The sequence below is a fragment of the Phaeobacter sp. LSS9 genome, from assembly GCF_003443595.1.
In the GTDB taxonomy this organism is placed as follows: domain Bacteria; phylum Pseudomonadota; class Alphaproteobacteria; order Rhodobacterales; family Rhodobacteraceae; genus Phaeobacter; species Phaeobacter piscinae.
Genome location: NZ_CP031956.1, coordinates 49426 through 68901, shown reverse-complemented (window position 1 = coordinate 68901; position 19476 = coordinate 49426). Strand labels below are relative to the sequence as shown.

General features: G+C 62.2%; 20 protein-coding genes, 2 tRNA genes and 1 riboswitch. Of the genes, 10 read left to right on the top strand and 12 right to left on the bottom strand.

The features are described 5' to 3' along the window. Positions 1-69: 69 nt before the first annotated feature. Positions 70-153 (top strand) — tRNA-Tyr (locus tag D1820_RS19000). Positions 154-379: 226 nt separating this feature from the next. On the opposite strand, the gene D1820_RS00360 is transcribed toward D1820_RS19000, so the two are convergent. The 7 genes from D1820_RS00360 to bioB all read right to left on the bottom strand — a co-directional run bounded on the left by D1820_RS00360 (position 380) and on the right by bioB (position 6483). Then, positions 380-907, bottom strand: coding sequence for a DUF2478 domain-containing protein (locus D1820_RS00360; RefSeq protein WP_118067506.1), 528 nt, complete (start codon positions 905-907; stop codon positions 380-382). A gap of 105 nt (positions 908-1012) precedes the next feature. Continuing rightward, positions 1013-1801 carry a methyltransferase gene (locus D1820_RS00355; protein ID WP_118067505.1) on the bottom strand — a complete coding sequence of 263 codons (789 nt, stop codon included), beginning with the start codon at positions 1799-1801 and terminating at the stop codon, positions 1013-1015. After that, on the bottom strand, positions 1798-2418 hold the full coding sequence (locus D1820_RS00350) for a pimeloyl-ACP methyl esterase BioG family protein (RefSeq protein ID WP_118067504.1): 621 nt from the start codon (positions 2416-2418) through the stop codon (positions 1798-1800). Before D1820_RS00350 ends, D1820_RS00355 begins: the two co-directional genes overlap by 4 nt. After that, positions 2419-3732 carry an adenosylmethionine--8-amino-7-oxononanoate transaminase gene (gene bioA, locus D1820_RS00345; RefSeq protein ID WP_118067503.1) on the bottom strand — a complete coding sequence of 438 codons (1314 nt, stop codon included), beginning with the start codon at positions 3730-3732 and terminating at the stop codon, positions 2419-2421. It lies immediately after the preceding gene. Continuing rightward, the gene (gene bioD / locus D1820_RS00340; RefSeq protein WP_118067502.1) at positions 3729-4370 is read right to left on the bottom strand and encodes a dethiobiotin synthase; all 642 of its coding nucleotides are present in this window, start codon (positions 4368-4370) and stop codon (positions 3729-3731) included. Before bioD ends, bioA begins: the two co-directional genes overlap by 4 nt. After that, positions 4367-5506: an 8-amino-7-oxononanoate synthase gene (locus D1820_RS00335; protein ID WP_118067501.1), complete on the bottom strand. Its 1140-nt coding sequence runs from the start codon at positions 5504-5506 to the stop codon at positions 4367-4369. Before D1820_RS00335 ends, bioD begins: the two co-directional genes overlap by 4 nt. Then, complete coding sequence (gene bioB, locus D1820_RS00330) at positions 5506-6483, bottom strand: biotin synthase BioB (protein ID WP_118067500.1); 978 nt, start codon at positions 6481-6483, stop codon at positions 5506-5508. Before bioB ends, D1820_RS00335 begins: the two co-directional genes overlap by 1 nt. 209 nt (positions 6484-6692) lie before the next feature. Beyond that, a riboswitch (TPP riboswitch) is annotated at positions 6693-6822 on the top strand. A gap of 122 nt (positions 6823-6944) precedes the next feature. Here bioB and thiC point away from each other — a divergent pair. From thiC to D1820_RS00295, 7 genes are read left to right on the top strand one after another with little or no spacing between them, the layout of a single operon-like run. After that, the gene (gene thiC / locus D1820_RS00325; protein ID WP_118067499.1) at positions 6945-8753 is read left to right on the top strand and encodes a phosphomethylpyrimidine synthase ThiC; all 1809 of its coding nucleotides are present in this window, start codon (positions 6945-6947) and stop codon (positions 8751-8753) included. Beyond that, complete coding sequence (locus D1820_RS00320; protein ID WP_118067498.1) at positions 8750-9715, top strand: FAD-dependent oxidoreductase; 966 nt, start codon at positions 8750-8752, stop codon at positions 9713-9715. The genes thiC and D1820_RS00320 overlap by 4 nt, the downstream gene beginning before the upstream one ends. Continuing rightward, entirely contained in the window at positions 9693-9890 is a 198-nt protein-coding gene (gene thiS / locus D1820_RS00315; protein ID WP_040174277.1) for a sulfur carrier protein ThiS, read from the top strand. The genes D1820_RS00320 and thiS overlap by 23 nt, the downstream gene beginning before the upstream one ends. A gap of 3 nt (positions 9891-9893) precedes the next feature. Next, on the top strand, positions 9894-10661 hold the full coding sequence (locus D1820_RS00310) for a thiazole synthase (RefSeq protein WP_118067497.1): 768 nt from the start codon (positions 9894-9896) through the stop codon (positions 10659-10661). 23 nt (positions 10662-10684) lie between these two features. After that, complete coding sequence (locus tag D1820_RS00305; protein ID WP_118067496.1) at positions 10685-11278, top strand: thiamine phosphate synthase; 594 nt, start codon at positions 10685-10687, stop codon at positions 11276-11278. Further along, positions 11254-12243, top strand: a complete 990-nt coding sequence (locus D1820_RS00300; protein ID WP_118067495.1) for a HesA/MoeB/ThiF family protein — start codon at positions 11254-11256, stop codon at positions 12241-12243. Before D1820_RS00305 ends, D1820_RS00300 begins: the two co-directional genes overlap by 25 nt. Further along, a complete protein-coding gene (locus tag D1820_RS00295) occupies positions 12240-13019 on the top strand; it encodes a hydroxymethylpyrimidine/phosphomethylpyrimidine kinase (protein ID WP_118067494.1) in 780 nt (259 codons plus the stop codon). The genes D1820_RS00300 and D1820_RS00295 overlap by 4 nt, the downstream gene beginning before the upstream one ends. Positions 13020-13299: 280 nt before the next feature. Here D1820_RS00295 and D1820_RS00290 read toward each other — a convergent pair whose 3' ends face one another. The 3 genes from D1820_RS00290 to D1820_RS00280 all read right to left on the bottom strand — a co-directional run bounded on the left by D1820_RS00290 (position 13300) and on the right by D1820_RS00280 (position 17648). Continuing rightward, positions 13300-15234, bottom strand: coding sequence for a methyl-accepting chemotaxis protein (locus D1820_RS00290; protein ID WP_118067493.1), 1935 nt, complete (start codon positions 15232-15234; stop codon positions 13300-13302). A 261-nt stretch (positions 15235-15495) separates the two neighbouring features. After that, a complete protein-coding gene (rpoH, locus tag D1820_RS00285; RefSeq protein WP_014874008.1) occupies positions 15496-16392 on the bottom strand; it encodes an RNA polymerase sigma factor RpoH in 897 nt (298 codons plus the stop codon). 221 nt (positions 16393-16613) lie between these two features. Continuing rightward, on the bottom strand, positions 16614-17648 hold the full coding sequence (locus D1820_RS00280; protein WP_118067492.1) for an RluA family pseudouridine synthase: 1035 nt from the start codon (positions 17646-17648) through the stop codon (positions 16614-16616). Between D1820_RS00280 and D1820_RS00275 the strand changes: the two genes are divergently transcribed. After that, a complete protein-coding gene (locus tag D1820_RS00275; RefSeq protein WP_118067491.1) occupies positions 17647-17961 on the top strand; it encodes a DUF6476 family protein in 315 nt (104 codons plus the stop codon). The genes D1820_RS00280 and D1820_RS00275 overlap by 2 nt on opposite strands. A 140-nt stretch (positions 17962-18101) precedes the next feature. Here D1820_RS00275 and D1820_RS00270 read toward each other — a convergent pair. After that, positions 18102-18178 (bottom strand) — tRNA-His (locus D1820_RS00270). Positions 18179-18409: 231 nt separating this feature from the next. Between D1820_RS00270 and D1820_RS00265 the strand changes: the two genes are divergently transcribed. After that, on the top strand, positions 18410-18598 hold the full coding sequence (locus D1820_RS00265) for a DUF6324 family protein (protein WP_014874005.1): 189 nt from the start codon (positions 18410-18412) through the stop codon (positions 18596-18598). A 20-nt stretch (positions 18599-18618) separates the two neighbouring features. Here the strand turns inward: D1820_RS00265 and D1820_RS00260 are convergent, their stop codons facing one another. Further along, positions 18619-19074, bottom strand: a complete 456-nt coding sequence (locus D1820_RS00260; RefSeq protein ID WP_040173627.1) for an MmcB family DNA repair protein — start codon at positions 19072-19074, stop codon at positions 18619-18621. Positions 19075-19476: the final 402 nt, after the last annotated feature.

Sequence of the window (19476 nt, the reverse complement as noted above, 5' to 3'; positions counted from 1 at the left end):
TCCGGTTGACGCCCCTTTGGCCTGCTTGTAATCACGCCTCCACATCAGGTGCAACATGCAACTGATTGTGGGCGACAGGCCGCAAGGTGTGGCAGGGGACTGTAACTCCCTCGCGGAGACGCACGCCTGGTTCGATTCCAGGGTCGCCCACCATCTTCTCTCTTTCAGCAGCATGAAGCAAGAAGATGGTGGCACTTGCCGCCGGGCGAATATCTTAATCTAACCAGCTGATTTATATCATTATTCCCGACTTCTCGCACAGACCACCTCTGCGCCTATACACTCCGCTCTCTGATATCATCGGCGGCAGGTACGCCAAACAAACCGGCGTGATATCTCCCACCGGTTTGTTAGATCAGCTGTGCGACTACAGGGATTATCAGCTCTCTTTCGCGGCCTCTTCAACGGCGGAGTGGACCCAGTTTACGAGCGCATCAAGATCTGGTTCAGCCTCCTGCGCCAGCCCGTCAGAGAAGTTCTGAAACGCCTCAACATTCATCCGGTTGACGCCAGAAACTACCACCGCTCCGCGCGCCAGCGCCTCGCCGATGACAGGGCGCATTCCGCGCCCGTCCGCCTCGTGTTTGCCGAATTTGTTCACCAGTAGAACCTGCGGTGCTGGGTCCTGCCCCAGCGCTGCCGTGACCTGCCCCACCGCGCGCTCCAACGCCTCCGGGTTGAGACGGCATCCCCGCGCCTCTGGGCCGAGAGATTGCGAAATACGGATGGTCTCGCCCGCAGGCAGGACGCGCACATCCATGTCGCACAGCGCGTTGTCATAGCATTCGGTGTTGGTCTGGACGATCCCGGCCAGTCGCAGCCCATCGGCCTGCAACCGCTCTGCCAATGCACTGAGCAGCTTGTCGGTGGCACCGCGCTCCTGGGTCATGACGTAGGACAGATGCATTGTGGCCTCTTATTTGGTGATTTCCGGCCACAGGCTAGCGCCAAAGCCGCGCAACTGCCAGAGGCGCAATCGTCGCGCAGCCTGCGACTTTGGCCGCAGTGCTGTTCAGACGCGCCGCGCCAGCATCAGCACCGGATCATAGGTGAGACGTACACCGCCTTGATGGGAAAAACGGCTGCAATAACCGTCTTCAAACGCCCGAAGCCTGCCACGGCTCCAGCCACCGCGCGACTGGCCGTTCACACCGGTGTCCCGCAGATGGCGCAGCACCGCCCGCGGAGTGTCAAACCTGAGGACAATCGGCGCCTGTCGCAGTTCGATCAGCCGTAGACCCTGAGGCAGCACCCCCGCCCATTGGTGGTGGTCCATATAGTTTGGGGCTGCTGCATCAGAGCCGAGTGCGACCAATTCGTGAAAATGTGCCGAGCCGAAACCGGAGAGCGCAAGCCAGCCACCGGGGCACAGCGCGGCCTCAAATCGGCGCAGCAGGCCTGGCAGGTCGCTGACCCACTGCACAACAGAGGCCGCTGCGATCAGGTCTAGCGGCTCGGGCAGGCAGATGTCCTCAATTCGCCCTGGCAGGAAACTTGCGGATTTCCCCCGTGCCTTCAGGATCGGCTGCAAACCGGCCTCCGCCTCAGGCAGCAGATCGTTGAGCGTGAGGCGCGAGACCGAGAGATCCCGCAGCAGCGCATCGGTCAGATGGCCAGTCCCGGCCCCAAATTCAAACAGATGCGAAAGCGGTGTCTGACCCACGTGTTTGGCCAAAAGCGCCGAAAGCTCGGCTGCAATCTGCGCCTGCGCAGACGCCGCACCGTGATAGCTGCCCAGCCCCCGGCGAAAGGCGCGCGCCACGCGGGCGGCATCAACAGCTGGGGGTGTCAGGTCTTTCATGAGATCAGGACCTGCCAGCTGTCGAAGTGATCAAAGGGGGCATGGGCCGCTGTGGGCAGTTCCCGAAGTGGAGCACCTTCCCAGGCCCGGTGCTGATTGGCAGGCGGGAAAATTCGATCCCGCCCCGCGATCCAGATCTGATCGAAGGCCACGGCGGGGGCCGCGCCGCGCACAGCAACCGCATGCAGTTCAGCGCGGCGGGCCTCGATGTCGATCACCCTGGGGGGTTGCGGCGCATTGAAGGTCCGGCGCAGGAACTGGGCAAAGCTCGCCTCGCTCAGCCCTTCCGCCGTTTTGTCCATCACGTCTGGCGGGATACCGTGCCCTGCGTCCACTGGCGCAAGGGTTCCGTTGACTGCAACCTTGCGGTCAAAGGGATCGGTGCGCCCCTCCTGCCAATGGGCATAGGCTGCAACGCCAAAGGACCACGCCAGAAGGGTGATATGGTCGTAACCCGACATATCGGGAAGGTCTGCATCAAGGCTGCGGTAATCGCTGACGAAAAGGATGTCCTGAGGGCCTGTGAGATGATCAAACACATCCGGCCCCACAGCCCAGCCGCCAAAGACCACGATGGCCTCGGCTGCATTGTTCTGTTTGAGCCAGCGGAAGTCCATTTACAACTCCCGCGCCAGCCGCAGCATGCCTGCGGTGATCCGGCTCAGCTGATCCGGCGAGGTGATGAACGGCGGCATGGTATAGATGTTCTTGCCAAAGGGACGCAGAAACACGCCCATCTCATGCGCACGGGCGTGGGCCTCATCCGCAGACACCGCGTGTTTCATCTCGATAACGCCAATCGCGCCCAGCACCCGCACATCCGCCACATTGGGCAGATCGCGGGCCGGGGCCAGTTCCGCCTGCATCTGCTCTGCAATCGCAGACACGGTGCCGCGCCAGTCTTGAGTTTCGGGGGCCTGCCCGGTCAGCAAATCCAGCGAGGCCTTGGCCGCCGCACAGGCCAGCGGATTGGCCATATAGGTCGGCCCATGCATGAAGATGCCCGGGTTGCCGCCACCGATGCCCTCCGCGACGCGGTCATTGGTCATGGTGCAGGCGAATGAGATATGGCCGCCGGTCAGCCCCTTGCCGAGGCAGATGATATCCGGTTGGACCGTGCAGAAATTGGTGGCAAACAACTCACCGGTGCGGCCGAACCCAGTGGCGATCTCGTCGAAAATCAGCAGGACACCCAGCTCATCGCACAAGGCACGGGCTTGGTTCAGGTATTCCGGGTGGTAGAAATACATGCCGCCGGTACCCTGCACCACGGGTTCCAGAATAAAGGCAGCGATCTTGTCCCGCCCGACCTCCAGCACGCTGCGCAGCTCACCCAGCCCGTTCAGCGTCGGGTCCTCCACCCATTCTTCATTGATACGGATGGGCGGGCGCGAAACGAAATGCTGCACGCTCAGCGCGCCCTGAAACAGGTGATGCATGCCGGTGTCCGGGTCGCAGACGCTCATCGCCTTCCAGGTGTCGCCGTGATAACCGGAGCGGATGGTGGCAAACTCTTTGCGCTCAGGCTGGCCGATGGCGTGCTGGTATTGCACCGCCATTTTCATCGCCACCTCGACCGAGACCGACCCGCTATCGCAGTAGAAGATCCGCGTTAGGCTGTCGGGGGTGATCTCCAGCAGCTTGCGGCCCAGGTCGATGGCCGGATCGTGCGTCAGCCCGCCGAACATCACATGCGGCAGGGTGTCGAGCTGGGAGTGGATAGCCGATGTGATCGCCGGGTTTTTATGCCCATGCATCATGCACCACCACGAGGACATAGCGTCGATCAGCCGGGTGCCATCGTCGAGCGTGATGTGGACGCCCTCGCTTTCCTTAACCACAAAGGTCGGGCCGGGTCTGGCGACATTGGTGTAAGGGTGCCAGAGGTGCTGCTGGTCGAACTCCAGCTGGGTGAGATCAGCAGCGCTCATACCATATCTCCTTGGGCCAGGGCCTCCGTGATCAGGTCCACCCGGATACTGGCCTGAAAGGCCACGGCCAGCGCGTCAGAGGTCAGCTCGCCCAGTACCGGCAGACGGCCCAGATGCGCCACCTGACCGAACTGGCAGATGGTTTCTTCCACCGCAGGCTCCGCATCGCCGACGAAGGCCACGCCAACCACCGAGCAGCCCGCATCGCGCAGCGCTTTCAGTGACAACAGCGTGTGATTGATAGTTCCCAGCTGCGTCCGCGCGCAGAGGATCACCGGCGCGCCCCAGCGGGCGAACAGATCAAGGTACAGATCCTTGCGGTTCAAGGGCACCATCAGCCCGCCGGCCCCTTCGGCCACCAGCACGCCGTCCACTTGCGGCAAGGCCAGCGTATCGGGGTCGATCTCCACGCCCTCGGCCTCCGCCGATAGATGCGGCGAGGCTGGCAGTTGCAGCAGATACCCTTCAGGCAGCACCGGACGGCCCGACAGGCGGGAGACGATCTGGCTGTCGGTTTCCTCTTCCAGCCCCGATTGCACCGGCTTCCAATAGGTTCCACCCAACGCCTGCACCAAGCCCGCCGAAAAAACGGTCTTGCCGATGCCGGTATCGGTCCCGGTGACGATCAGCGCGCTCATGGGGTAGTCTCCATTTCCCGGGCGAGGTCTTCGAACATCTGGGTGATGACCCCTGCCGCCGTATTCAACGTGATCGACAGCCGCAGCCGCGAGGTACCGCGCGGCACCGTCGGCGGGCGGATACCGCGAATATCATAGCCCTGCGCCTGCATGGCCGAGGCCAGTGCCATGGTGCGCTTGTCGTCGCCAATGATCACGGGCAAGATCTGGCTTTGGAACCCGTCCAGCCCGCAGAGGCGTTTGGCCTCGCCTTGGGCATGGGTGATCCCCTGCCATGCCTGTTCGCGACGGGTCGGGTTCTGCTGCAGCTCCTGCAGGGCCGCCCGCACCAGAGCGGCGTTCAGCGGCGAAGGTGCGGTTGCAAAGATAAACCCGCGTGCCTTGTTGATCAGCGTCTCAATCAGCACACTCGGACCGCAGATCAGCGCGCCTGAGGCCCCCAGCGCCTTGCCGCAGGTGTGCAAGGACAGGACATTCGGCCGGTGGGCAAAGTCGTGCGCCAGCCCGCGCCCCAAATCGCCAAACACACCTGTGGAATGCGCCTCATCCACCACCAGCACCGCGCCGTCCGTATCACACAGCGCCATCAGCGCATCCAGCGGCGCGAGGTCGCCGTCCATCGAATAGACCGCCTCAACCGCAATCCAGACCTGGCCGGTGCCACCAGCGGCGCGCCAGTCCGACAGCACCCGCGAAGCGTCTTCCGCATCGCCATGGGCAAAGCTGCGCGTCTCTGCCCGGCCCAGCCGCATCCCGTCATGGGTACTGGCATGGATCAGAGCATCATACAGCACCAGGTCGCCATGCTGTGGAAGGGTGGAGAAAATCGCCTGATTGGCGTTGAAGCCGCCGCCCATAAACAGCGTGGCCTCAGTCCCGAAAAACGCCGCAGCTTCAGCCTCCAGCAGCTGATGCTCTGCATCATTGCCGCGCAAAAGGCGCGACCCGCCTGCCCCCACCGGAACGCCACGCGCCAGCGCATCGGCGGCGGCGGCGCGCAGCACATCGCTGCCCGCCAGCCCAAGGTAGTCGTTGGAGGCAAAGTCATGCCCGTCCCGCGGCATCAGCTGCCGGTAGCGCCCGCGATTGCGCAGCGCTTCCAGCGATGTCTCATGCCTCGGGAAGGCGCCCGCCATCAGCGGCTGCCGTCACATCCCACCGCCATTGCGGTGATGCCCAGACGGTCGAACAGCTGCTGGTCCTTGTCCTCTTCCGGGTTGTCCGCGGTCAGCAGCGTGTCACCCACAAAGATCGAGTTGGCGCCGGCAAAGAAGCACATCGCCTGCATCTCGTCCGACATATCGGTGCGGCCTGCGGACAGGCGCACGTGGGATTTCGGCATCAGGATGCGGGCCAGCGCCACCGAGCGGACAAATTCAATCGGATCCAGCTTCTCGACATTGGCCAGCGGCGTATCGGCAATCGGGATCAGCATGTTCACGGGCACCGAATCCGGATGCACCTCCAGCGTGGCCAGCGCCAGCATCATGTCGATGCGGTCCAGCTGCTGTTCGCCCATGCCGACAATACCGCCGGAGCAGACCTTGATGCCCGCCTCACGCACCCGGTTCAGGGTGTCGATCCGGTCAGCGAATGTGCGGGTGGTGATGATCTCGGAGTAGTAGCGCTCCGAGGTGTCGATGTTGTGGTTGTAGTAATCCAGACCGGCGTCGCGCAGGCGGAACACCTGGTCTTCCTCCAGCATGCCCAGGGTCATGCAGGTCTCCATCCCGAGATCCTTGACCCCCTGCACCATCGCCTCCAATGCGGCCATGTCACGGTCCTTGGGCGAGCGCCAGGCGGCGCCCATGCAATAGCGCGTGGCGCCGCCTTCCTTGGCCTTGCGCGCCTCGGCAATCACCCGCTGCACCTCGATCAGCTTTGAGGCCGACAGCTGCGCGCCGTTGCGCGCCGACTGGGAGCAATAGGCACAGTCCTCGGCGCAGCCGCCGGTCTTGATGCTGAGAAGCTTGGATTTCTGCACCTGATTGGGGTCGAAATACTGCCGATGCACCGAATGCGCCTGAAACAGCAGATCCATGAAAGGCGTGTTGTAAATTGCCTCCGCTTCCTCGCGGGTCCAATCGGTGCGGATGGGTGCAGCGTCCAGCATGCTGTCTCCTGTTCTCTCTACCTGATGGCCATACGCGGATGGCGTTGGTGTTTTATAGATAACTTGACGTGCAGCGATCAAGTGCAAAGCTGCGCTGCGGCGAATTCGCTCAGACCTCCAACCAAAACCCTCACAACACCCTAAAATAAAACACTAAAAATAATCTATAAAATAACATATTGACGGAGAGACCCCATCTCCCCTACCCCTAAAGCACGCAGGGGAGTCCCGCCAAGGGGACTGAGAGGCGTTTAGGTGCGGGGCATTCCCGAACCGGCGGCGCGACCCTTTGAACCTGACCCAGTTGATACTGGCGTAGGAAGCTAGGCGCGCATGGTTGCGGGACTTGTACACTCCCGGATGTCTTGCGATGACTGAACAAGGGGGCCCTACGCCCTCTGTTTCCCGAGCCAAACCTCATCTGGTGTCTTTTCCAAGTCTAGGCTTCGAGGAGCACCATAATGAACGTCCCCAACCCGAAAATCACCACGGGCGCATTGCCTGCATCGCGCAAGATCTATGTCAGCGGCGAAGTCCACCCGGACATCCGCGTGCCCATGCGCGAAATCGCCACCCACCCCACCGCAGGCGAGGCGCCGCTGCCGGTCTATGACAGCTCTGGCCCCTATACCGACCCGGATGTGCTGACCGATATTCGCGAAGGTCTGCCACAAATGCGCCGTCAGTGGATCGAAGCCCGCGGCGACGTCGAAAGCTATCAAGGCCGCGATGTGAAGCCGGAGGACAACGGGTTTGTCGAGGGCGACCGGCTGACGCCGGAATTCCCGGTGAAGCCCGCCCCCTTGCGCGGCAAGGACGGCACAGCGCCGACCCAGCTGGCCTATGCGCGCGCCGGCATCATCACGCCGGAGATGGAATATGTTGCGATCCGCGAAAATCAGCTGCGCGACCTGTCCCCCTGTCACCGCGACGGCCATGACTGGGGCGCCAATATCCCCGACTATGTGACGCCGGAGTTTGTCCGGTCCGAAATCGCGGCAGGCCGCGCCATCATCCCCGCCAACATCAACCACCCCGAAATTGAACCAATGATCATCGGTCGCAATTTTCTGGTGAAGATCAACGCCAATATGGGCACCTCCGCGGTCACCTCCTCGATGGAGGAGGAAGTGGACAAACTGGTCTGGGCGATCCGCTGGGGCGCCGACACGGTGATGGATCTGTCGACGGGGCGCAACATCCACAACACCCGCGAATGGATCGTGCGCAATTCCCCCGTCCCGATCGGCACCGTGCCGATCTATCAGGCGCTGGAGAAGGTGAACGGCATCGCTGAGGACCTGACCTGGGAGGTATTCCGCGACACGCTGATCGAACAGGCGGAACAGGGCGTGGATTACTTCACGATCCATGCCGGCGTGCGGCTGCATATGGTGCCGATGACGGTGGAGCGGGTGACCGGGATCGTGTCACGCGGCGGCTCGATCATGGCCAAGTGGTGCCTGCATCACCACAAGGAGAGCTTCCTCTATGAACATTTCGAGGAGATCTGCGACATCTGCCGCCAGTATGATGTTTCGTTCTCCTTGGGCGACGGGCTGCGCCCCGGCTCGATTGCGGACGCCAATGACGAGGCGCAGTTTGCCGAGTTGGAAACCCTGGGCGAGTTGACCAAGATCGCCTGGGCCAAGGATTGCCAGGTGATGATCGAAGGGCCGGGCCATGTCGCCATGCACAAGATCAAGGAGAACATGGACAAGCAGTTGGAGTGCTGCCACGAGGCGCCGTTCTATACGCTGGGGCCGCTGACCACTGACATTGCGCCGGGCTATGACCACATCACCAGCGGTATCGGGGCGGCGATGATCGGCTGGTTCGGCTGTGCCATGCTCTGCTACGTGACGCCCAAGGAACATCTCGGCCTGCCGGATCGCGACGACGTGAAAACAGGCGTGATCACCTATAAGATCGCCGCCCATGCGGCCGACCTCGCCAAGGGTCTGCCGGGGGCGCAGCGCCGTGACGACGCCCTCAGCCGCGCGCGGTTCGAGTTCCGCTGGGAGGATCAGTTCAACCTCTCGCTGGATCCGGATACTGCGCGCGAGTTCCACGACCAGACCCTGCCCAAGCAGGCGCATAAGGTGGCGCATTTCTGCTCCATGTGCGGTCCGAAGTTCTGCTCAATGCGGATCAGCCACGACATCCGCGCCGAGGCGCAGAAGGAAGGCATGGAGGCGATGGCCGCCAAGTTTCGCGAAGGCGGCGAACTCTATGTGCCAGCGCCCGAGGCTGCGGAACCGGCGGAATGATCACCATCGCAGGCGCAGGCCTCGCGGGCCTCGCCTGCGCCTATGAACTGGCGCAGCGCGGGGCGGCGGTGCGGGTCTATGAGCGCGCGACAGAGATCGGCGCGGGCAGTGTTTCGCGCTATGCAGGCGGCATGCTGGCGCCCTGGTGTGAACGCGAAAGCGCCGAGGAGGAGGTGATCACCCTCGGTGGCCGCGCCATCGACTGGTGGGCCAAGGTCACAGCCGTTCACAGGCGCGGCACGCTGGTGGTGGCGCCCGCCCGCGACCGGGCAGAGCTGACCCGCTTTGCCCGTCGCACGACCGGCTATCGGGGGGTGGACGGGGCAGAGATCGCGGCACTGGAACCAGCCCTCACAGGGCGCTTTGCGCAAGGTCTATTCTTCGAACAGGAGGCGCATCTGGACCCGCGTCGCGCAATCCGGGATCTGGCGGCTGCGGCCGCCGCGCTGGGGGCGAAAATCTGCCTTGGCACGGATGCCCCCGGCTCTGTTGATCTGGATTGCAGGGGCATCGCCGCCGCAGGACAACTGCCAGATCTGCGCCCCGTGCGCGGCGAGATGGCGATCCTGCATTGCCCGGAGGTGGAGATCAGTCGCACGCTACGGCTGCTCCATCCGCGCCTGCCGCTCTACCTTGTGCCGCGGGGCGACAGCCTGTTCATGATCGGTGGCACGATGATTGAGAGCACATCGACGCGCGCAATCACCCTGCGTTCCCTCAGTGAGTTGCTGAACGCCGCCTTCACCCTGCACCCCGGGTTTGCCGAGGCCAGCGTGGTGGAAACCGGCGCAGGTCTGCGCCCCGCCTTCCCCGATAATCTGCCCCGCCTTAATCAGGACGGCGGGACGCTTTTCCTCAATGGGCTGTACCGCCACGGATTTCTGCTGGCGCCCGCCATGGCGCAGCAGGTGGCAAACCGCCTGAGACCGGAGACACAGGATGAAAATCACCGTCAACGCTAAACCGCATGAGGTCCGCGCGGGCACTCTCGACGAGGCGCTGCACCAGCTCGGCTATGCCCAGTCCGCAGTTGCAACCGCCGTCAACGGACACTTCGTGGCCCGCGCTGCCCGCCCCAAAACTCAACTGGCGGAGGGGGATCGGCTGGAGATCCTCACGCCGATGCAAGGGGGCTGAACCATGCAACTCTATGGTCAGGACATCACCTCACGCCTGTTGCTGGGGACCGCGCAATACCCCTCACCCAGCGTTCTGAACGCGGCAATCAAAAGCAGCGCCAGCGAGATCATCACAGTGTCGCTGCGGCGGGAAACGGCGGAAGGCACCGGTGCCGGGTTTTGGGATCAGCTGCGGACATTGAACTGTCGCATCCTACCCAACACAGCCGGGTGCCATTCTGTGCAGGAGGCCGTGACCACCGCCCATATGGCGCGCGAACTGTTTGACACCCCGTGGATCAAACTGGAGGTGATCGGCCACTCCGACACGCTGCAGCCGGATGTGTTTGCGCTGGTGGAGGCCGCGCGCGTGCTGTCTGATGACGGGTTTCAGGTGTTTCCCTACACGACCGATGATCTGGTGGTGGGTGAAAAGCTGCTGGAGGCAGGCTGCGAGGTATTGATGCCCTGGGGCGCGCCGATTGGATCCGGTCAGGGCCTGCGCAACCCCGATGCGCTGCGCGCAATGCGGGCGCATTTTCCCGATATTCCGTTGATCGTCGATGCGGGCATCGGCCGCCCCTCTGATGCCACTCAGGCAATGGAACTGGGAATGGATGCGGTGCTGCTGAATACCGCAGTGGCAAAGGCCGGAGACCCTGTCGGCATGGCCCGTGCCATCGCACTCGCGATTGAGGCCGGCCGTGAAGGGTATCTGGCTGACCCGATGGAACGCCGCGATATGGCCGTGCCCTCCACCCCTGTTCTTGGCCTCGCCGCGCTGAGCTGAGCCCCCTCAATTTGGAGACGACAATGGAGCGTTTTTACCTGATCGTTGGCCATGTCAGCCAACTGGAACTGCTGGTGCCGCATGGGGTCCGACTGGTGCAGCTGCGGCTGAAGGGCCTGCCAGAGCAGGAGATCCGCCGCCAGATCGCGCGGGCGCGGGATTTCTGTGCGGTGCATGGCGCACAGCTGGTGGTCAATGACCATTGGCAGGCCGCGCTGGACCTGAATTGCCGATCTGTCCATCTGGGGCAGGAAGACATGGACAGCGCCGATTTTGCCGCGCTGCGCCGCAAGGGCGTGCAATTTGGCCTGTCGACCCATGACGAGGCGGAACTGGAGCGCGCCTTGGCGTTCGAGCCGGACTATATCGCCCTTGGCCCGGTGTATGAAACCCTGCTGAAGAAGATGAAATGGGCGCCACAAGGATTGGATCGCCTGCGGCGCTGGAAGGAAATGGCGGGCGACACACCTCTGGTCGCCATTGGCGGGCTGACGCCCGAACGCCTGCCGGGTGTCTTTGCTGCGGGCGCAGACAGCGCCGCGGTGGTCACCGATATCCAGCAGGCCCCTGATCCGGAGGCGCGCACCCGCGAATGGATCAAGGCCTGTGCCTCATGAGCCGCTTTGACCGTCAGATTGCCCTGCCCGAGGTGGGGCCGGAAGGACAGGCAAAGCTTGCAGCCGCCCATGTTCTGGTGGTCGGGGCTGGCGGGCTGGGCAGCCCCGTCCTGCAATATCTCGCCGGGGCTGGACTTGGTGAAATCACGGTGATGGATGGCGACAGTGTGGAGGCCACGAACCTGCCGCGCCAACCCCTGTATACGCCCGCAGATATCGGCCGCTACAAAGTTGACGCCGCCCGCGAAAGGCTGCGCGCCATGGCGCCCGAATTGCGCCTGCATCCCCATGCGCGAGATCTCACCCCCGACAATGTCACAGCTGCGGTGACACCGGTGGATCTGGTGATTGATGCCGCCGACAGCCACGCGGTGTCATATACGCTGTCAGATTGTTGCCAGCGGCTGGGGCGAGATTTGATCTCTGCTTCGGCGCTGGCGCAATCGGGCTACGTCGGCGTCTTCTGCGGCGGCGGCCCGTCGCTGCGCGCGGTCTTCCCTGACCCGCCCGGCAGTGCCGCCACCTGCGCCAGTTCCGGCATTATGGGGCCGGTTGTCGGCGTGATTGGCGCCTGGCAGGCACAGTTGGCGCTGAAACTATTGCTCAACCACCAGCCGACCCCGCGCGGGCGCCTCTTCAGCATGGACTTCGCAGGGCTGCAGATGGGTGGTTTTGATTTCAGCACTGCAGAGGAGCCATCCCGCCCCCTCCCCTTCATCGGACGGAACGCGATCACCGATGAGGATTACGTGGTTGAGTTGCGCCCCGAGCAAGAAGCCCCGACACCCGCCGTCCGCGCTGCCGTCCGTATCCTGCCGGAGGCCTTGCGCGCAAGCGATCTGCCCCATGATCGCCGCGTGGTGCTGGCCTGTCACAGTGGCCTGCGCGCCTGGCGCATGGCGGCTGAGATTGCCCCGGAGTTTGCTGGAGAAATTGTCCTGTTGGCTGCGGGGCGGCGCGGATGAGCGCGCTTCTGATCATCGCTGGAACCGACAGCAGCGGCGGTGCGGGATTGACCCGAGACATCGCCGCGGCCACTGCAATGGCGCAGCTGCTGCCGCCATTTGCACAGCGAACGCCCGCGTTGCGGCCGGTGGTGACGGCGATCACAATCCAGACAGATATGGCGCTGGAGGAGATCCAGCCGACACGGCCCGAGACCATCCAAAGCCAGATACGCGCCGCCGCCGCGACCGGGCCGATCTCTGCGGTAAAAATCGGTATGGTCGGCAGCGCAATGGCCGCCAAAGCCATCGCCAAGGCGCTGGCCCACTCCGTGCCCGAAACATGCCCGGTTGTGCTGGATCCCGTGCTGCGCAGCAGTTCCGGTGGCCAGTTGATGCAAGCCGCAGACCTCAAACCGCTGATTGCGCGCGCCACTCTCATCACCCCCAATCTGCAAGAGGCCGCTCAGCTTGCCCCCTCCGCCAGCAACCGGCACCCCGACAGGCCTGAGGCATCCGGCATCGCATTGCAGGCCCGCCAGTTGCAGCAGGCGGGCGCCGATGCGGTGCTGATCAAAGGCGGACACGGAGGCGGGGCCATATCGGTTGACCAGCTCTTTTTTGGCGACACGCATGTGCGCTACGACAGACCACGGCTGCCGCGCGGCAGGCGTGGCACCGGCTGCACCCTCGCGACGGCAATTGCCGTACAGCTGATGGCGGGTCGGAGGTTGGAACAGGCCTGCGCCCATGCCGGTGATTATGTGCATGAATGGCTGAAGGAAGGCGCGGCCTGAACCGCCCCGCTCAGGCCAGACAGACCAGCGCTGCCAGATCTCGCTTTCGGTGCTCCGTGGAACCGCACTTTGCTGGCGTACCATCTCGCGCGTCTATGCCTCGGCTTGCTCTTGCGGCTTGGACAGCGCCATTCACTGCCGACGGGCACATCCGCCGGAGCCGGCGGCACGGAAACACCGCGCCGGACTGATCCGGCACGGTGTTTTTGTAATCGGCCCAATTCCGAGCCTGAGCTGACCTCACTTGGCTTGGAATTGGGGTTGGCGGCTTTTGGCGGGATCAGAAATCCTGCCAGATGTCCTTGGCGGCATTGCCGCTGGTGCTGGCTGCTGCGGGCGCTGGCTGTGGTGTGACAGCCTCAAGGTCCCAATCATCGCCATGGGCGCTGGGGGCGGCCGGTGTGGCCTCCTGCGTGGCAACCGCTCTCCGGGTTGGCGCTGTGGCCGCTGCGGGTTTACGGGCCGGGGCCTGCCCGCCGCCTGCTGCGACACGGAAATGGGCGACCAGTTCCGCCAGCTTGCTGGCATCAGCGTTCAACATGTGACCGGCGGCGGTGGCCTCTTCAACCATGGCGGCATTCTGCTGGGTGACCTGATCCAGCTGGGTCACGCCAGTGTTGATCTCATGCAGGCCAGTGGACTGTTCGCTGGCCCCGGTCGCAATGCCGGACACCAGTTGCGAGATATGGCTGACCCGCTCGACAATGCCCTGAAGCGCATCGCCGGTTTTGCCAACCAGATCCACGCCACGCTCCACCTGTTTGGTGCTGTCGCCAATCAGGGTCTTGATTTCCATCGCGGCATCCGAGGAGCGCTGCGCCAGGGCCCGCACTTCGCTGGCGACCACGGCAAAGCCCTTGCCCGCCTCGCCGGCACGTGCGGCTTCCACCCCGGCGTTGAGCGCCAGGAGGTTGGTCTGAAAGGCGATGTCATCAATCACACTGATGATCTGCGAGATATGGCTTGAGGATTGTTCGATCTCGGTCATGGCAGAAACTGCGCTCTGGACCACTTCGCCGCTGGTTTCGGCCTCCTGTTTGGCCTCCTGCATGATGCTTTCGACGCTGCGCGCGCCTTCGGCGGCGGATTTCACGCTGGCCGTCATCTCATCCAGAGCGGCGGCGGTTTCCTCCAGCGTGGCGGCCTGGCTTTCGGTGCGGTTGGACAGATCGTCAGAGGCCTGGCTGATTTCATTTGCGCCACTGCGAATGCTCTCGGCTGTGTCAATCACCTGGGTGACCGTGGAGCCCAAGGTTTCCGCCGTGCGGTTGAAATCACGCTGCAGCTGGGCGTAATCCTCCGGCAGGTTTTCATTGATGCGAACGGTCAGGTCCCCCTGTGACAGCGTCGCCAGGCGACTGGAGATAACCTGCACCACATCAGCACGCTCCGCATCGCGGGCCTGTTGATGGCCTTTCATCTCCTCCTGCTGCTCCAGTTTCTCGCGGAACGCTTCCAGCGTGCGGGCCATTTCGCCGATTTCGCTGCGGGCCTGCGTGTAGGGAACATCCGCATGGGTTTCGCCCTCTGCCATGGAGGCCATCCGCGCCTTCAGCCCATTGATCGGCCCCGTAACACTGCGCAACAGGACGGTCGAAGCAATCATCAGCAGAACCAGGCTCACGCCAAGGGTGATCATCGATTCGATCCGCATCTGCGCGAGGTCCGCCTGGATGTCAGACACATAAGATCCCGTGCCGATGATCCAGCCCCAGGGCTCAAACGCCTGCACATAGCCGATTTTCTGTTCTGGCGTGGTCTGCCCTGGTTTCTGGAACCAATAGCGGACAGATCCAGCACCGTCACTGGCGGCAACCTTGCCAAGTTCCTGGAAAACCTTCATGCCCTTCACGTCTTCGAAACCGGACCGGTCGGTGCCCACCCAATCGGGCACCATCGGATGCGCCCGCACAACCAAGTCCTGGTCGAAGGCAAAGAGATACCCGGACGTCTCGAAACGGATTTTTTCAATCACTTCACGCCCCTGGGCGCGCGCCTCATCGGCGGTGAGATCACCTGACTGCACTCGCGCCTCAAGATCGGCGAGCAGGCTGATCGAGGTGTCGATGATGTTGTGCAGCTCACGGTCGCGCATCGCATAGGCGTTATCAACAGCACGCGACAACAGCAGGACGGTCAACAGCACGGAAAGTGCGAGCGCCATCGCCACCACTGCGTAGATACGGATGGGAAGACGAAAGAATATGGACGGCATCGGTCACTTGGTCCTTTGAGGAATTACATCCCTCGACACTATGCCGCTGCCCCCTAACAAAGCGTTAGGTCAATGCCTTCAATTGCCCGTTTCGCAACATTATTACGTAGAGTTTCGATCTGTTTTCTTAAGGCGTTTGAAACCCGCCAAGGCTAAGGCCCTGCCCGGTATAACAGCGAATCCACGCCCCCCTGCCAAGCGATGAAAAACGGCCCCAAAGCGGGGCCGCTTCATCACATTTGCAGCGCAGATCTGCTGGCGTCACTGGACTGACAACATGCCCTTCTCGGACGCCAGTTCGCGCATCTTCTTCTGCAGCTTTTCAAAGGCGCGCACCTCGATCTGGCGGATCCGCTCGCGGCTGACGCCATATTGCGTGCTGAGATCCTCCAGCGTCTTAGCCTGATCGGCCAGACGGCGCTGAGTCAGAATATCCTTCTCGCGGTCATTCAACACCTCAAGCGCGCTTGCCAGGAGTTCACGCCGGGCCTCAAGCTCATCGCGTGCCTCATAGTCACCAGCCTGATCAGCGTCTTCATCTTCCAGCCAGTCCTGCCACTGCATGGTGCCCTCGCCCTCACTGCCAACAGTGGCATTGAGGGACGCGTCCCCACCGGACATACGCCGGTTCATGGAGATAACCTCAGTCTCGGTCACCCCGAGATCAGTGGCGATTTTCTTGACGCTGTCCGGGTGCAGATCGCCCTCTTCAAGCGCACCGATACGGGCCTTGGCCTTGCGCAGGTTGAAGAACAGCTTTTTCTGCGCCGAGGTTGTGCCCAGCTTCACCAGCGACCAGGACCGCAGGATATATTCCTGAATAGACGCGCGGATCCACCACATGGCATAGGTCGCAAGGCGAAAGCCCTTCTCGGGGTCGAACCGTTTGACCGCCTGCATCAGGCCGACATTGGCTTCAGAGATCACCTCGGCCTGGGGCAGGCCGTAACCGCGATATCCCATCGCAATTTTTGCCGCCAGACGCAGGTGCGATGTCACCATCTTATGGGCAGAGGCACTGTCCTGCTCTTCCACCCAGCGCTTGGCCAGCATGTATTCCTCTTCCGGTTCCAGCAGTGGGAACTTGCGGATTTCCTGAAGGTACCGATTCAGCCCGCCTTCGGGTGTTGGTGCGGGCAGGTTTGCATAATTCGCCATTCTTTGTGTCCCTCCCAATGTATAAGGACTTAACATCTTGTCATATGGGTTAACGCATAGCCCCGTTCAAGAGTTGCCAAGTTTATCTCTTATAGGAATCGTAAGAAAAGCGGTCTGTGACGAAGTTCACAGGGATTTGCACACAAAGGAGCCGCGCATCCACACCGAATGCGCGGGTAATCGCCCCTATAATTCAGCAACTTACCAACTAAGAGGCCACATTATGCGCCGGCGGTTCCCAGCTTTTGCAGCAAATGCGCCATATCTTCCGGCAGGGGCGCCTCAAACCGCATGGCGTCGCCTGTAACCGGGTGGATGAACCCCAGAACCGCGGCATGCAGCGCCTGACGCGGGAAGGTCTGGATGGCAGCGGCGGTGTCTTCCGGCAGCGATTTTGCCGCCAGCTTGCGCTTACCGCCATAAACAGGATCCCCAACCAGCCCGTGGCCTGCATGCGCCATATGCACGCGAATCTGATGGGTGCGCCCGGTTTCCAGCCAGCATTCGATCAAGGCGACAACTGGCGGTGTGCCAAAGGCATCGACGATGCGCGCGCGGGTGATGGCATGACGTCCGCCCTGAAACAGAACCGCCTGCCGCTGCCGGTCGGTCTTGTGACGGGCCAACTGGGTGGTCAGCTTCAGGATATTGCCCGGCTCGAAACTGGTGCCTTTTACACCGCGCAGCCGTGGATCGTTGGCGTCAGGCACACCGTAGCAAATGGCGCGGTAGTAGCGTTCCACTGTGTGTTTCTCAAACTGCGCCGCCAACCCCTGATGGGCGGCGTCGGATTTGGCCACCACCAACAACCCGCTGGTTTCCTTATCGATGCGATGAACAATGCCGGGACGTTTGACACCGCCCACGCCGGAGAGGTTGTCGCCGCAGTGATGCAGTAAAGCGTTCACCAAGGTGCCGGAGGGCGTGCCAGGCGCCGGATGCACGACCATGCCTGCGGGTTTGTTGATGACAATCAGATCGTCGTCTTCATAGATGACCTCAAGCGGGATATCCTCGGGGCCTATGTGGCTGTCTTCGGCCTCCTCCACGGTGATCTCGATAACCGCGTCTGCCGCCACCTTGGCCTTGGGGTCGGTCACGACCACACCGTCCACCTGCACCTGCCCAGCCTCAATCAGGCGGGCCAGTCGGGTGCGGGACAGGGTGGCTTCCTCTGGCACATCACGCGAAACCGCTTTATCAAGCCGTTTAGGCGGGTTTTCCGCGATGACAAACTCGATCCGGCGGCGGGCCATGACACATCCTTCTGAAACAGATAATCAAAGTGAACCGCCCCAGCTGGTGTTCCTGCGGCGGTTGGTGACCACATTGACGGTGATCATGATTTGCGGGTTCTTAGTGGTTCTGACCCTGCTTGTCATCCGTTTGTCTGCATCCGGTCCAAACCTGCCGGAAACTGTCTCCCTGCCGACTGGCGTCAGTGCCCGCGCCGTGACCTTTGGCGACGGCTGGATTGCGGTGGTGACAGATGAGGATGAAATCCTGATCCTGAACAACCTGAGCGGCGCAGTCGAGCAGCGGTTGAAGATCCAGCCTGCCGACAACTGACGTAAGGCGGCGGTCACAAGTCAACAGGCAGAGCCTCACAGGCTTGAGAGAGCGTTGAATTCACAGGATAAAGGTAAAACCAACGCAGCACAGGCTTGAGCCGGTTTCCGTCTAAATCGTGATTTTCTTGGGGTGAAGAGTGGTACCACCTCCCCGGCTCGAACGGGGGACCTCCTGATCCACAATCAGGCGCTCTAACCTACTGAGCTAAGGCGGCACTGAGGGCGATTTAATACAGGGGCGATGAGAGCGCAAGAGGAAAGCCGCAAGTTTTTACCCTCAATGTGCAGAGATGTGCCGCCAATGGGACGGGTCGCGCGCACCCAGACATACCCCGTCTGACATACCCCGTCTGACATACCCCGTCTGGTGGCGGCGGGTTCTTGCCTTTAGACTGCTGGCAAGCTAGCAGAACCAGCTAACGCAAGCCCGACGACAGGAGTGCCGCATGAGCATCAATACCGAGCGTGACATCGAAGCCAATATGCAGATCGGCCCCACCGATGCTGGCATGGTGCGCATTTTCATCGAAGCGGATGGCATCGAGATCCCGATGGATTTCGACCCGGAAGAGGCCAATGAAATCGCCGAAGAGATCATGGCAGCCGCTCAGGCCGCGCGCAGCCTCAACACCTGATCTCGGGACCGAACCGGCCCTCAGACACCCCAGGTCCCAGCCGCACCCGGCTGGGGATCACGCAACCGATGCAGGCGACTGGCCGCATCCATCGCGAATTTCTGGATCAGCTTTTTGCGTCTGGCGGCGGGCAGCTTCTGCTCCGGCGCCATGCGGACAATCTCCGCGTCGTAGTCATCTGCAATGATCAGCCCGCTGTCATCCGGCAACAGCTCATTCGGAAACGCCAGATCCACGGCCCAGAAATAACGGTCGCACCACTCCAGATAGCCCTGCCATTTGCTGTCGGACTGGAAATCGGCGCGGCTGGACTTGCACTCCACCACCCATAGCTCACCCTTCGGGCCAAGCGCCATAACATCGACCCGAAGACCGCGCGCAGGGACGAATTCCTCAACTGTGACAAAGCCAAGCGTCGCCATGTGACGCGCCACGCCGCGCGCAAGACGCTGACCGGGGGCAAGATCCTGTACCATGGCGGCAATGTGAACAATTCATGAACAAATAGCAAGTCCACGCCATGGACCAATCGTTTGATCACGCCCTGTCAGCGGCGCTGAGTGCTCTGCGGTGACCAACGGCATGAAAAGACTTGGGCCACCCCCTTGTCTCCCCCCTGCCCGCCCCCTAATTAGAGCGGAGGCGGGTTCTGCCCTTCTCGTGACAGGTAGCATTCCAGTGGCCTTAAGCAATTCCGAGGGAGCTGGCTCTGTTCGGACCCTGGTCCTTTTACCTGGCGCCCACCTGTACATACAGGTCCTCGGGAATCAAAACCGCACGGTTGACTGGTGGTCCCGCCGCATTCCACCACAATTCGATCTGACAAAAGAAAAGCCGCGCCTGAGAGAGGCACGGCTGGTCGATTGGGGGCAAGTGTG